The 12,749-nt window shown below is 69.3% G+C and carries 12 protein-coding genes; 3 read left to right on the top strand and 9 right to left on the bottom strand.

Going from position 1 to position 12,749, the window contains the following annotated elements; genetic code table 11:
• Nucleotides 1–39: 39 nt before the first annotated feature.
• The 3 genes from DJ017_RS09960 to DJ017_RS09950 are packed head-to-tail and all read right to left on the bottom strand — an operon-like array spanning nucleotide 40 to nucleotide 2,116.
• Nucleotides 40–1,698: an N-acyl-D-amino-acid deacylase family protein gene (locus DJ017_RS09960; RefSeq protein ID WP_111528576.1), complete on the bottom strand. Its 1,659-nt coding sequence runs from the start codon at nucleotides 1,696–1,698 to the stop codon at nucleotides 40–42.
• Between the two features lie 2 nt (nucleotides 1,699–1,700).
• Nucleotides 1,701–1,913, bottom strand: coding sequence for a hypothetical protein (locus tag DJ017_RS09955; protein ID WP_111528575.1), 213 nt, complete (start codon nucleotides 1,911–1,913; stop codon nucleotides 1,701–1,703).
• On the bottom strand, nucleotides 1,910–2,116 hold the full coding sequence (locus DJ017_RS09950) for a hypothetical protein (RefSeq protein ID WP_111528574.1): 207 nt from the start codon (nucleotides 2,114–2,116) through the stop codon (nucleotides 1,910–1,912). Before DJ017_RS09950 ends, DJ017_RS09955 begins: the two co-directional genes overlap by 4 nt.
• 177 nt (nucleotides 2,117–2,293) lie before the next feature.
• Here DJ017_RS09950 and DJ017_RS09945 point away from each other — a divergent pair, with 177 nt between their 5' ends.
• Entirely contained in the window at nucleotides 2,294–3,247 is a 954-nt protein-coding gene (locus DJ017_RS09945) for a UDP-glucuronic acid decarboxylase family protein (RefSeq protein WP_111528573.1), read from the top strand.
• On the opposite strand, the gene DJ017_RS09940 is transcribed toward DJ017_RS09945, so the two are convergent.
• The 3 genes from DJ017_RS09940 to DJ017_RS09930 are packed head-to-tail and all read right to left on the bottom strand — an operon-like array spanning nucleotide 3,244 to nucleotide 7,065.
• On the bottom strand, nucleotides 3,244–4,242 hold the full coding sequence (locus tag DJ017_RS09940; RefSeq protein ID WP_111528572.1) for a HupE/UreJ family protein: 999 nt from the start codon (nucleotides 4,240–4,242) through the stop codon (nucleotides 3,244–3,246). The two genes, DJ017_RS09945 and DJ017_RS09940, sit on opposite strands and share 4 nt — an antisense overlap.
• The gene (locus DJ017_RS09935; protein ID WP_111528571.1) at nucleotides 4,239–5,111 is read right to left on the bottom strand and encodes a peptidyl-prolyl cis-trans isomerase; all 873 of its coding nucleotides are present in this window, start codon (nucleotides 5,109–5,111) and stop codon (nucleotides 4,239–4,241) included. The genes DJ017_RS09940 and DJ017_RS09935 overlap by 4 nt, the downstream gene beginning before the upstream one ends.
• Before the next feature lies 1 nt (nucleotide 5,112).
• The gene (locus DJ017_RS09930) at nucleotides 5,113–7,065 is read right to left on the bottom strand and encodes a DUF3604 domain-containing protein (protein WP_165830590.1); all 1,953 of its coding nucleotides are present in this window, start codon (nucleotides 7,063–7,065) and stop codon (nucleotides 5,113–5,115) included.
• A gap of 138 nt (nucleotides 7,066–7,203) precedes the next feature.
• Here DJ017_RS09930 and DJ017_RS09925 point away from each other — a divergent pair, with 138 nt between their 5' ends.
• A complete protein-coding gene (locus DJ017_RS09925; protein ID WP_111528569.1) occupies nucleotides 7,204–8,088 on the top strand; it encodes a LysR family transcriptional regulator in 885 nt (294 codons plus the stop codon).
• On the opposite strand, the gene DJ017_RS09920 is transcribed toward DJ017_RS09925, so the two are convergent.
• The gene (locus DJ017_RS09920) at nucleotides 8,085–8,735 is read right to left on the bottom strand and encodes a 2-hydroxychromene-2-carboxylate isomerase (protein ID WP_111528568.1); all 651 of its coding nucleotides are present in this window, start codon (nucleotides 8,733–8,735) and stop codon (nucleotides 8,085–8,087) included. The two genes, DJ017_RS09925 and DJ017_RS09920, sit on opposite strands and share 4 nt — an antisense overlap.
• Nucleotides 8,736–8,825: 90 nt before the next feature.
• Here DJ017_RS09920 and DJ017_RS09915 point away from each other — a divergent pair, with 90 nt between their 5' ends.
• Complete coding sequence (locus DJ017_RS09915; protein WP_111528567.1) at nucleotides 8,826–9,878, top strand: MBL fold metallo-hydrolase; 1,053 nt, start codon at nucleotides 8,826–8,828, stop codon at nucleotides 9,876–9,878.
• Between the two features lie 97 nt (nucleotides 9,879–9,975).
• Here the strand turns inward: DJ017_RS09915 and DJ017_RS09910 are convergent, their stop codons facing one another.
• Nucleotides 9,976–10,884 (bottom strand): flagellin N-terminal helical domain-containing protein, encoded by a 909-nt coding sequence (locus DJ017_RS09910; protein WP_111528566.1) that lies wholly within the window; start codon nucleotides 10,882–10,884, stop codon nucleotides 9,976–9,978.
• A gap of 232 nt (nucleotides 10,885–11,116) precedes the next feature.
• Nucleotides 11,117–12,739 (bottom strand): ATP-binding protein, encoded by a 1,623-nt coding sequence (locus DJ017_RS09905; RefSeq protein ID WP_227000091.1) that lies wholly within the window; start codon nucleotides 12,737–12,739, stop codon nucleotides 11,117–11,119.
• Between the last annotated feature and the right edge of the window lie 10 nt (nucleotides 12,740–12,749).

Here is a 12,749-nt window from a genome sequence, read left to right as displayed (position 1 = left end):
CGTCCGCCCCTTGCGCCTCCGGCCTTCGTGGAGCCTGCGCTAGTCGCAGACCACGCCCGAGCGGGCGTCCGTGTAGGCTCCCTTGGCATAAGCGATCTCGCCGTTGACGAGAACCGTGTCGATGCCGCAGGCGTCGCGAACGTAGCGCATGCCCTCGCCGGGCATGTCGAACTCGGGCCGCTCCTCGCCGCGAGCGATGCTCGCCGGATCGAAGATCACGATGTCGGCCGCCTGGCCCGGCGCGAGGCGCCCGCGGCCCTTCAGGCCCCAGATGTCGGCCGTTTCGGAGGTGATCTTGCGGACCGCCTCCTCGAGGGTCAGGAAGCCGCCCTTGCGGACGAACTCGGAGAACAGGTAGCCGGTGTCGCCATAGGTGGCGAAGGACGAGATGTGGGCGCCGCCGTCGCTGGCGCCGATGTGCACCAGCGGGTGAGCCAGCATCGGCCCGATCTCGGCGGTGTCCTCGTGCCCCTGGCTGGCGGAGAGGAAGGCCACGTCCAGGCCGTTCTCCAGCGAGATCTTGATCAGCGCCTCGGCCGGACGCTCGCCGCGCTCCTTGGCGATCTCCGAGAGCGTGCGGCCGACGTAGGCCGCCGGCGCGGCGTCGCCGCCGCGCACGACGAGGCCGCCCATCATCCGCTCGCCGCCGTCGGGGCCGAGGTCCTCGACCATCTTGCGGGCGGTCTCCGGATCGCCCAGGGCGGCGAGCCGCTCGGCCACCGGCTGGCGCAGGATCCGCACCCAGCGCGGCAGGCGGGCGAAGAACAGGCTGGGCCGCAGCAGCGAGAAGGAGATGTCGATCGGCCGCGTCTGCATCTGCGGCCAGACGCGCGCGCCGCGGGCGAACTGCTCCTCGACCCGCGCCAGCTGGCGGCGCACGTTCTGCGGCGTGCTCCTGTTGTGGAACACGGGCGAGAAGGTGGTCGGGATGTTGTGCTTCAGCGACAGCTCGGCGAGCTGGTCGATGCGCGCGATGGTGATGTCGACGTCGTAGAACTCCGGCACGCATTGCAGCATGCGGCCGTACTCGCCGAGCACGGAGGCCAGGGCGTCGAGCTCCTCGAACTGGGCGAAGCGGCTCGGCACCGGGCGGCCGTTGGGGTCGATGTCGACGAAGCTGGTCGAGAGGCCCACGGTGCCCGCCTCCAGGCACTGACGCAGGAGGTCCTGCATCTGGCGGATCTCGTCGGCCGTCGCGGCGCGTTCCTGGGCGGCGGGGCCCAGCACCCACAGTCGGATGACGCTGTGGCCGACGAGCGGGGCGACATTGATCGACAGGTGCTTGGCGATGGCGTCACGATAGCCCGCGAAGTCCTCCCAGCTCCACTCGAAGGCCTGGGTGAAGGCCTCCGGCGGCATCTCCTCGATGACCTGGAACATGCCCACCAGCCGCTCGCGGTCCTTGGCCTTCAGCGGGGCCAGCGAGAGCGAGCAGTTGCCCGGGACGACGCAGGTGACGCCGTGCTCGAGCGCCGGCCTGGCCGCCCCGTCCCACAGGAGCTGCACGTCGAAGTGGGTGTGCGGGTCGATGAACCCCGGCGCGACCACCCGGCCGCCCGCGTCGATCTCGGCCCGCGCCGCACCGGTCACGGCGCCCACGGCGGCCACCGCCCCGTCCTTCACCGCCACGTCGCCCCGGTAACCGGGCGCGCCGGTGCCGTCGACCACGAGCCCGTTCCTGATGATCACGTCGTACACGGTCAGTCCTTCCCCACGATGGCCCGCCAGGACTTGCCGGCGAGATCTTCGACCTTCTCGGCCCCGCTAGTCTGCATCAGCTTGAGGCCCGTTTCCTCATCCAGGGTGACCGCGCCCTCGGCCCCGTTGGGGTAGCGAAGGCGCACCACCAGCTCTGCGGAGCCGTCATGGCCGGCGGCGATCTCCGCCCCCACGATGACCGGCTCCCCGCTCACGCCTGCGGCGGCTCGACGAACACCACGTCGGAGCCCAGCAGCAGGCCCGCCGGCTTGCGCATGGCGAAGATGTGCAGGTTCCAGCTGCGGATCTTGTCGCAGGCCTCTTCGAGCCCTTCGTCCGGCAGGGCGCGAGCGGCCAGCTCCTCCAGGGTCTCGTCCGGACCGGGCGTCGTGAACCGGCGTTGCTTCGAAAGCGTCATCGGCGCCTCCCACGGTGATTTCGGCGAAAATGTTTGCGGGCGACCCCACGTCAGTCCAGCCCCATCTGCGGGTCAGACGGCGCTTCCGGGACCCAGGACGCGCACCGACGTCGCAAGTCTCTCCAGAATCGGTGATCGTCCGCGCCTGTTCGTGCGCTAAGGCGCTAAGAAAGGGCGATCTTCATGAAGCGCATCCTCGTGACCGGCGGCGCCGGCTTCATCGGCTCGCATCTGTGCGAACGCCTGCTCGACCAGGGGCACGAGGTGCTGTGCGTCGACAATTTCTACACCGGCACACGGCGCAACGTCGGGCGGCTGCTGGACAACCCCAACTTCGAGCTGATGCGTCACGACGTGACCTTCCCGCTCTTCGTGGAGGTCGACGAGATCTACAACCTCGCCTGCCCGGCCTCGCCGATCCACTACCAGTACGACCCGGTGCAGACGACGAAGACGTCGGTGCACGGCGCGATCAACATGCTGGGCCTGGCCAAGCGCCGGCGCGCCAAGATCTTCCAGGCCTCGACGAGCGAGGTCTATGGCGACCCCACGGTCCACCCGCAGGTCGAAGAGTACTGGGGCAACGTCAACCCGATCGGCTTCCGATCCTGCTACGACGAAGGCAAACGCTGCGCCGAGACCCTGTTCTTCGACTACCACCGCCAGCACAAGCTGCGGATCAAGGTGGCGCGGATCTTCAACACCTACGGCCCGCGGATGCACCCCAACGACGGCCGCGTCGTCTCCAACTTCGTGGTCCAGGCGCTCAAGGGTGAGCCCATCACCCTCTACGGCGACGGCGAACAGACCCGCTCGTTCTGCTACGTGGACGACCTCGTCGAGGGCTTCCTGCGCCTGATGGCCACCGGCGACGACGTCACCGGGCCGATCAACCTCGGCAACCCGGGCGAGTTCACTATCAAGCAGCTGGCCGAGACGGTGATCGAGCTGACCGGCTCGAAATCGAAGATCGAATACCGCCCTCTGCCGCAGGACGATCCGCGCCAGCGCAAGCCGGACATCAGCAAGGCCAAGACGATCCTCGACTGGCAGCCGACCATCCAGCTGCAGGAGGGCGTCGGCCGGACGATCGCCTATTTCGACGAGCTGCTCGCCAGCGGCGAGGCCTAGGCGGAGACCGCGGTCACGATCCGCTCTATCAGCCAGAAGGCCGCCAGTCCGCCGATCGCATAGGCGGGGCCCGTGCGGGCCAGGATCGGCCGCCCCAGCCATTGCCGCCAGGGTGTGCGCGATGCGATCCAGATCAGCGCCAGGACCGCGCCGATGAAGATCAACTGGCCGATCTCGACGCCGACGTTGAACAGGAACAGCGCCTGCGGTGCAGCCTTGGGCGGCAGGCCGATCTGGGCCAGGGCTCCGGCGAACGCCATGCCGTGCAGCAGGCCGAAGACGAAGGCGATCAGCCAGGGCCGGCGGCGCGCCAGGCTGTCCTCGGCGCGGCCGGGGATCAGCTCGCTGGCCACGAAGACGATGGAAAGCGCCACCAGCGCCTCGATCACCGCGCTCGGAAAGGCGATGTAGCCGAGCGCCGCCAGCGCCAGGGTGAGACTGTGGGCGAGGGTGAAGGCCGTGATGGTCTTCACCAGGCGCCAGGACGGCCCGATGAGCAGCAGCAGGCCCAGCACGAACAGCAGGTGGTCGAAGCCGGTCAGGATGTGCTCGACGCCCAGCCGCAGGTAGGCCGGGACGGCCAGGCCCGAGGGCCTGGCGAGCGACAGCTTCATGCTCGGCTCCGACGGCCGCAGCACCGCGTCCACCTGCCGTCCGTCAGACGTCGTGATGCGGACGAGCACGTCCGTGACCGTCTCCGACAGGCCTTCGACGCTGGCGGTCTGGCCATCGAGCGGCGGAGCGGTGGTGACGCGCCAGCTCTTCTCGACGAAGCCCGATGCGGCGGTCTGGCTGGTCGGCGGCCCTTCGAGGGCGCCGCCGGACAGGTGCGGCCTCAGATGGATGACCATCTCGCCCATGGCCGGCTGCTTCCAGGTGACCTCGTAGGCGTGCGGGCCGGTTTCGACGATCTGGAGCAGCGCGGGGCGCACCTCGTGCGCCTGGGCCGCGGCAGCCAGCCCGAGCCAGGCGAGGATGGCGAGCAGCAGCCTCACTGGGCCTCGCCCGCCACGACCACCCGGTAGCGCTTGCGAAGAGACTTGAGGAATGCGGCGTTGTTGGCGGCGCGCCGCTCGGCGATCCAGGCGTCGCGGACGTCGCTCCGGACCGCGTCGAACGCCGCGACATCGGCGCCCTGCCGCCCCTCCACCCGCACCAGATGCACCCCGTACGGCGAGGTGATCGGCCCGATCCAGGTTCCAAGAGGCGCGGCCTGGATCGTCCTGGCGAACTCCGCGCCATAGTCGCGGGTCAGGTCGGCCGGACTGACGTCGGCGTAGCTGAGCGGCAGGAGGAACGGATCACCGGCCGGCGAGCCGCCCCGGCGCAGTTCGGCCAGGGCCTCGGCCGCGGCGGCTTGGGCCTGGGGACCCCGGTCTGCGCTGAAGACCACCTGGCGCATCGCGATGTGAGCCGGGGTCGCATACTGGTTCCTGTGTTGGGCGTAGTAGTCGCGCAGCTGGGCCTCGGCAGGCTCCGGGATCGCGCCGACGTCCTCGCTGGCGAAGGCCATCTTCTGGGCGAGGCGCCGGCGGACGATCATGTCCTCGCGATCGAGCCCCAGCCGCTGCGCCTCGCGCGCCAGCAGTTCTTCGTCCACGCGGTCCTGGAGGATGGCCGCGAGCTCGGTCTTGGTCGGTGGCCGGCCGCTCTGCATCTGCCAGTAGCCGACCAGCTGGTTGAGTTCCTGTTCGCTGATGCGCACCGTCGGCCGCCCGCCCGCCCGCACCGCCGTCAGGAGCAGGAACAGCACGGCGCCGATCAGCAGGAAGTGGACCAGCGGCTCGCGCGCGGCCCGCCGCACGGGGCGGATCAGCGGCGCGGTCCAGCCGCCCTTGGTTTGCGTCTCGGCGATGCTCGCCACGTCAGGCCTTCGGCTCGTACCAGATGGGCGAAGACCAGGCCCGCTCCATGATCGTCGTCGGCAGGGTCGGGTTTGGCGGCGTGCCGTTGCGCAGCGCGTCCCAGGTCGACCAGCGGCAGGACGGGTTCTCGAGCACCCGCACATAGTAGAAGGCGCGCTGCTTCGGATCGAAGGTCGGATCCGTCCACACCGTGCGCAGCTCCACGTCGCCCTTGAAGCGGGTCGGCTCGCAGGTCTTCAGGTCGACGCTGGCGCCGTTGCTGGGGCAGCGGCCGGTCGCCGGGTCCACGCTCAGATGATCTGAGCAGGCGACGTCGAACACCCGCTCCTTGGCGACGCCGTTCTCGATCCAGCCCTTCACCACCTGCGCCCGTTGCAGGAAGCCGCTGTTCGGGTCGCGCACGCCCCAGACCAGGAACCTGGGCGCGCGTCCCTTGGCGGGCAGCAGGTCGCCGCCCATGGGCACCCCGTGGGCATAGGCCTGGGTCACCAGGTCGGGGCGCTTGGCGAGATCGGCTGGGAAGTCGTAGCCGGCGAAGAAGCGGACGCGGATGCGCGGTCCGGAGGTGGCGAAGGTCTCCTTGCGGCGCAGGGCGGCGTAGATCGCCTCCCGCGTGTTCTCCTCGGCCCAGACGCCGGCCAGGCCAGACGCGCCCCAGTCCTGGAAGCGGATGGCGGTGTTCGGGTCGATGCCGTCCCAGCTCTTCGCCCCGCCCGGCGGGATCGACATGCGCTGCTCCGGCGTGAAGTCGACGCGGCCGACCTTGGAGAAGAAGTTCTTCTCCTCCGCCGAGCCCGGCGCGGCGTTGTGGGTGTCGGTCGAGCCGATGAAGCCGAACTTGAACGGGTTGAAGCCCTGCCGGTCCTGGAAGACGAGGCCGTCCTTCAGCGCCTGGCGGACATAGCCGCCCCGGAAGTGTTTCACCTTCATGTCGACGCCGATGTAGCGCTCCATGATCTCGAAGTTGGCCCACTCGTCGTTGGGCGACAGCGAGGGATGGGTCTCGGAGGTGCCCTTGATCTGGCTGATCTCGGCCAGAGGCTCGTTGCGGGTGCGGAGCTCGGCGTAGGTCCGGTCGATCGGCTTGCCGTTCAGGCGCATCGTGTCGAACATCAGCCCGTCGGAGCCGTTCGAATTGTGCGGGATCGCCAGGGCCTCGACGCCCTTTCCGCGCCAGGCGTCCATGGTCCGCCACAGGTTCTCGGGGTCGTTGGACTGCAGGGCGGTGTAGGGCGCGCCCGGCACCTTGGCGGTGCGGAAGATCACGTTGCGGTGGAGGTTCCGGCCGTCCGGCGCAGAGGTGTATTCGTAGCCCACGAAGGTGGTGAAGCGGCCGGGCTCGTAGTTGCGCGCCGCCGCCGTCTGCAGCTCGTTCCAGGCGCGGGAGACGATCCGCGGATCGCTGAACTCCTTGGGCAGAGTCCCCGCGCCGTAGCCGAACACCATCCGGTTGAAGGCGACCTGCATCTGCTTCGGATCGGACGAGAACAGGCCCTGGACGATCGGCAGCTTGGAGATGGGGCTCGCCGGATCGTTCGCCTCCTCCATCGCCCCGATGTACTCGGAGTGGTCGGTGACGGCGACGAAGTCGAGCGGTCCGCCCGCCAGGCGCACCTGGGCGCCCGAGGCGTGGCCGATCGGCTCGCCCTTAGCGAAACGGTAGGCGTCATCGGGCGTGGCCCGGACGTTGAAGATGTAGGCGTCGAACGACAGCTTGGTGTGGACGTGCAGGTCGCCGAAATAGGCGTTCCGCTCCGGGTTCCAGCTCGCCAGATGCTCGGTCGGCAGGGGTGCCGAAGGCTTCGCCGGCTTGGCGACGGGCGGCGCGTCGGTCCCGCGCAAGGTCGCCTTGGGCAGGTCGCTGGCCGCCAGGGCGATGCCGCCCGCGGTGACGGCGACCACCGCCCCGGTCACGATCCAGCGGCGCTTGCGGCCGTCCAGTTGCTGGCCCATCCGGCCCCTCCCGTCCTGCCCGCCGGCCGTGCGGCTGGCGAGACGTTCCTGATCCCCGCACCGGATTGGGGAGGTCGGACCGGGACAAAGCAAGCCGCAGGCTCGCCACGGGGCCGCATATCGGTATAGCTTTCGGCTATGGAGCTTCGCCATCTGGAACAGGTTCTGGCGATCTGCCGCGCCGGCGGATTCAGCGGCGCCGCGCGCGCCCTGCAGGTATCGCAGCCCACCCTGTCCAAGAGCATCGCCCGTCTCGAGGCCAAGCTTTCTGTGAAGCTGTTCGACCGTTCCGGCGGCGCCGCCAAGCCGACCGCCTACGGCCGTTTCATCGCCGAGCGGGCGGAGAGCCTGCTCAACAGTGTCGCCGTGCTAACGCGCGACCTCGAGCATCTGGTTCAGGGCGAGGCCGGACGCCTGCGTATCGGGGTCGGGCCCGTGCCCCGGCTGGTGCTGCTGCCGCAGATCGTGCGGTGCATGGCCGAGCGCTTCCCGCATCTCAACCTCGAGACGGAGCAGGAGATGGCCGCGGCCCTGCTGCGCGGCGTCGAGGAAGGCCGCTACGACGTGGTCTTCCTCACCTTCGAGGCGGCCGAACCCTACGGCGACCTGATCCGGGTGAAGGTGGCCGAGTCCGAGCACATCGCCGTGGCCCGGCCGGGCCATCCGGTGCTCGCGGAGGAGACTCCGCTCGGCCCCCGCCAACTCCTCAGCCATCCGATGGCGGTCTCGCGCCTGGTGCCGAGCTTCCGCCGCTGGGCCGGCGAGCTGAGCGAGGCCGAACAGGCCCACCTGCAGGCCTTCGTCTCCGACGACTTCAATCTCATCAAGCAGCGGGTCATGGACTCCGACCTGCTGACCATGGGGCCGCGCCTGGTGTTCGAGCCCGAGATCGGCCAGGGCCGCCTCATACCGCTGCCGCTCACCTGGCACACCCGCTACGAGTGCTGGATGCTGACGACCGCCGAGCGCTGGCGCCTGCCGGTGGTGAAGGCCGCCGCCGAGGCCGCCAAGCTGAAGGACTAGGCGGCCCGGGCCGCCAGACCCTGCTGGCGCATGCGCCAGACCATCTGGTCGAAGCGGTCCTGGCCGAAGAACGGCTCGCCGCCGAACACCATCATCGGCACGCCCCAATGGCCGGCGGCGCGCTGTTCGAGCTGGTTCTCCTCGACGACGGCGGCGTAGCGGTCCGGATCGGCGTCCACCGCCTCAGCCATCTCAGCGAAGTCGAGGCCGGCGCGCCCGGCGGCGCGGGCGAGGTGGTCGCCCTCGTGCCAGTTCTCCACCTCGCCGCTCCAGATGGTGTGGCTCGCCTCCTTCAGGAACGCCAGGCCCCGCCCGCGTTCGACGGCGGCGACGCCCAGGTGCGTCAGGCGATGGATGTGCGGCTGGGGCACGCGATAGCTGCCATTGGCCTGCTGCACGGGATCGGGCCGTGGCCAGCGGAACGGCAGGCCGAGGAACGCCGCCTCCCGGAACACGTCCTTCATGAAGTAGCTGACCCACAAGGGGTCGCGCGTCTCGAAGAATTCCGGCGTCCGCACGGCCAGCGGATAGACCGGCTTCACATTGCAGACCACGTCGTACTCGGCCTCGAGCGCGATCAGTCTCGGCACGACCATGTAGGAATAAGGCGAGCGGAAGGACCAATAGAGGTCATAGCTCAAGGACATAGTCGGACACCCTCCCCTGCCGCGACGTCTTCCCGCGGGCCACCGTCACCATAAGATGAGCTGACGCCGTAAGAAATCGGGGAGGACATCATGCGTCGCCGGACATTGCTGAAGGCTATGGGCGCGCTCGGCGCGGCTGTCGGACTGGCCTTCGCGCCCGCCGCCCAGGCCCAGTTCGCCGCGGCCGCGCCCCAGGCGCCCGACGGCCTTCGCGTCACCTTCTGCGGCACCTCGGGGCCTCTGCCCGTGCGCGACCGGGCCAAGGCCTGCGTGGCGATCCAGGCGGGGGACAGCCTTTATCTGGTCGATGTCGGACCGGAGGCCACCGAGAACCTGATGATGTGGCGCCTGCCGCTCAACCAGGCCAAGGCGCTCTTCCTGACCCACCTGCATTCCGACCACATCGGCGAGGTGGGCGAGTTCAACCTGCAGAGCTGGGTGGCCGGGCGGCCGGCGCCCCTGCTGCTGGTCGGACCAGCCGGCACGGAGAAGGTGGCCCAGGGCTTCAACCTCGCCTATGCGACCGACCACGGCTTCCGGAAGGCGCATCACGAGCACGGCGCCTTCAAGTTCGACCTCAAGTCCGGCGAGCTTCAGCCGAAGGTCATCCAGATGCCGAAGCCCTCCGCCTCCGGCCTGGCGACGGCCGTGGCCTACAAGGACGGCGACCTCACCGTGACGGCGATCAAGGTGGCGCACGAGCCTGTCGAGCCGGCCTTCGCCTACCGGTTCGACTACAAGGGCCGATCGGTCGTGGTCAGCGGCGACACCCGCAAGTGGCCGCCGCTCGCCGAGGCCGCCAAAGGCGCGGACGTGCTGATCCACGAGGCCCAGAACGCCGACATGACGCGCCAGCTGGCGCAGGGCCTGAAGGCGCTCGGCAATCCGCGGATGAGTTCGCTGATGACCGACACCCTCACCTACCACACCACCCCGGTGGAGGCGGCGGACATCGCCCGGTCTGCGGGGGTGAAGCGCCTGGTGCTGTATCACCTGACCCAGGCCGGCCTGCCCATGTACAACCCCGAGGCCTTCACCCGCGGCATGGACGCCGGCGGCGCGCTCGACTGGCGTCTGGCCAAGGACGGCATGACCATCGATCTGCCCGCCGGCGGCGACGAGATTCGCTTCGGACAGGACTGAGCGCGGGGCCCTCAACGTAAAGACGGCGGGGAGGTCGCCCTCCCCGCCGCTTCTGACGTCTTTACCTGGCGGGCGAGGCCCGCGCCGGAGACGTTTCTTATTTGAACAGCCCCAACAGGATGCTGGTCGACTGGTTGGCGATCGACAGGGCCTGCACGCCGAGCTGTTGCTTGGTCTGCAGGGCCTGCAGGCTCGCGCTTTCCTGAGCCAGGTTGGCGTCGACCAGGTTGCCCACGCCCGTGGTCAAGCTGTCCTGCAGCTTGCCGACCAGGGTCAGCTGGTTGTCCATGGCCTTGGAGTCCACACCGAAGCCCGAGAGGGTCTGGGTGACGGTCTTCATGGCCGTGTCCACCATCGCCAGGTCGGAGCCGGCGTCGGCCGCGCCGGTCGCGCCCGTCCACGCCGCGGCGGTCATGGTGACCCCGTCGGCCGTGAAATAGGTCTGACCCGCGACGACGGCGCCAGCCGTGGTCGTGGTGGCCTTCGCGGTCGAGAACAGCGCATTGAAGCTGATGTCCGCGTGAGCCGAGTTGACGGTGATCTTGCCGTCGGTGCTGCCGAGCGCCTGGACCTGGCCCGTGCCGCCGTCAATCAGGTTGACCCCGTTGAACGTGGCCGAGGCGATGGTGTTGGCGTACGACTGGCCCAGCTTGGCGAACTCCGACGCATACTGAGCGCGCGACGGGTCGTCGATGGTGGCGTCCGAGGCCGCCAGGGCCTTGGAACGCATCTGGGTCAGAAGATCGGTCAGCTGGGCGCCGGCCTGCAGAGTCGTGTCGACCACGGACTTGCCGTTGTTCAGCGAGTTCACCACCGCGTCGAGCGAATTGGCTTGCGCCTTTTCGGTCTGCGCGATGGCCCAGATGGCGCCGTTGTCTTTCGCCGAAGCGATCTTCAGGCCGGTGTTGATCCGGTTCTGAGTGGTCGCCAGGGACATCTGGGTGGACGACAGGTTCTGCAGCGCGATCATCGCCGCAGTGTTGGTGTTGATCGAATTCATCGTCATTTTGCACTGGTCCTTATTTCAAGGCGCCGACGTCATTCTGACGCCGCGGGCGTCATGCCCGTGGGGACGCGGAGCAAGGGCCAGGCCAATCGCGACTGGTTGTTTTCACTCGGGAAAACGAACCATCTGCGCGGGCAGGGCCTTCCCCTGCAACCGTCAGTAGGCAAGCGCTGCAGCGCTGCGCCCGGCAAAAACTTCAGCGCCGGAACGGCTCAGGATCTGGGTGTCGCGCTCAGGACGACCCGGCCGCCGCGCGGGAGGCCGCGGCATCCGCCTCGTCGGCCGGATGCAGAGCGGCGATCGCCGCGTAAAGCTTCTCCACCTCGATCGGCTTCGCGATCAGGCCGTCCATGCCGGCCCGGCGATATTCGGCCATCTGGTGGCTCATGGCGTTGGCGGTCAGGGCCAGGATCGGGGTGCGCGAGCGCCCCTCGGTCGCCTCGCGTCCGCGGATCACGGCCGCCGCCGTCGGCCCGTCCATCTCCGGCATCTGGACGTCCATGAGGATCAGGTCCCAGCGCGCACCGGCCCAGGCCTCGACCGCGGCCCGCCCGTTGCCGACCATCACCGGCTCGACGCCGATCTGGTTGAGCAGCGTCTTCAGCACGAGCTGGTTCATCTGGTTGTCCTCGGCGACGAGGATGCGCAGCGAGGACTCCCCCGCGGCCGGCGCCGGCGCCACCAGCGGCGGCGGCTCGGCGGCCTGCGCGTCGCCCACCCGCGGCAGGTCAAGCACCACCTCGAAGGCCGCCCCGCGGCCCGGCCGCGACTTCACCCCGATCGAGCCGCCCATCATCTCCGCGAGGTCGCGGCAGATCGCCAGGCCAAGGCCCGTGCCGCCGAACCGGCGGGTGGTCGAGGCGTCGGCCTGCTCGAACTTCTGGAACAGGTTGGCGGCCTTCTCCGGCGCGATGCCGATGCCCGTGTCGACGACCCGCAGGGTCAGCAACCCGGCCCGATTGCGGCCGACCTTCACGCGCACGCCGCCGCGCTCGGTGAATTTCAGGGCGTTGGAGATCAGATTGTGCAGGATCTGGCGAACCCGCAGCGGATCTCCGCGATAGACGCCCCGCGCGACCGTCGTCACCCGCAGGTCGAACTCCAGGTCCTTGCTGGCGGCGAGCGCCGCGAAGGTGTCGTGCGCGCCGCGCGCCACCTGGTCGATGTCGAACTCGGTCTCCTCGAGCTCCAGCTTGCCCGCCTCGATCTTGGACAGGTCAAGCAGGTCGTTGAGGATCGCCAGCAGGCTCTCGCCGGATTGGCGGATCACCTCGAGCCGCTCGCGCTGGTGGGACGACAGCTCCTCCATCCCCATGGCCTGGGCCATGCCGAGGACGCCGTTCAGCGGCGTGCGGATCTCGTGGCTCATGGCGGCCAGGAAGGCGCTTTTGGCCTGGTTGGCGGCCTGGGCCTCTGTGGCGGCCAGCGCCAAGGCGGCCTCGGCGTCGCGCCGCTCGGAGACGTCGCGCACGAGGGCGGTGAAGATGGTGCCCTCGGCCGTCGCCAGCCGTGAAAGCCCCACTTCCAGGGGGATCACCCGTCCGTCGCGGGTCAGGCCGAGGACCTCGCTGCGGGCGTTCATCCGCCGGCTCTGCACCGCGCCCTTGGCGAAGCGCTCCACATGTCGACGGTGCCCCGCGCGATGGCGCACCGGGATCAGCCGTTCGAGGGGACGCCCCAGGATCTCGCGCGGCTCATAGCCGAAGATTCCCTCCGCGCCCTTGCTGAACAGCAGCACCCGCAGGCTCTCGTCGGCGACGATCACCCCTTCCGAGGAGATGTTCAGGATGCTGGACAGGATGTCCTGGATCCGCTCGACGAGACCCGCCTTCACGATCTGCGAGCGGCGCTGCAAGGCGCGCGAC

It is taken from the genome of Phenylobacterium soli, from assembly GCF_003254475.1.
GTDB lineage: Bacteria > Pseudomonadota > Alphaproteobacteria > Caulobacterales > Caulobacteraceae > Phenylobacterium > Phenylobacterium soli.
Note: the sequence above shows the minus strand (reverse complement) of the source record. Positions and strands in the feature narration are given on the sequence as shown.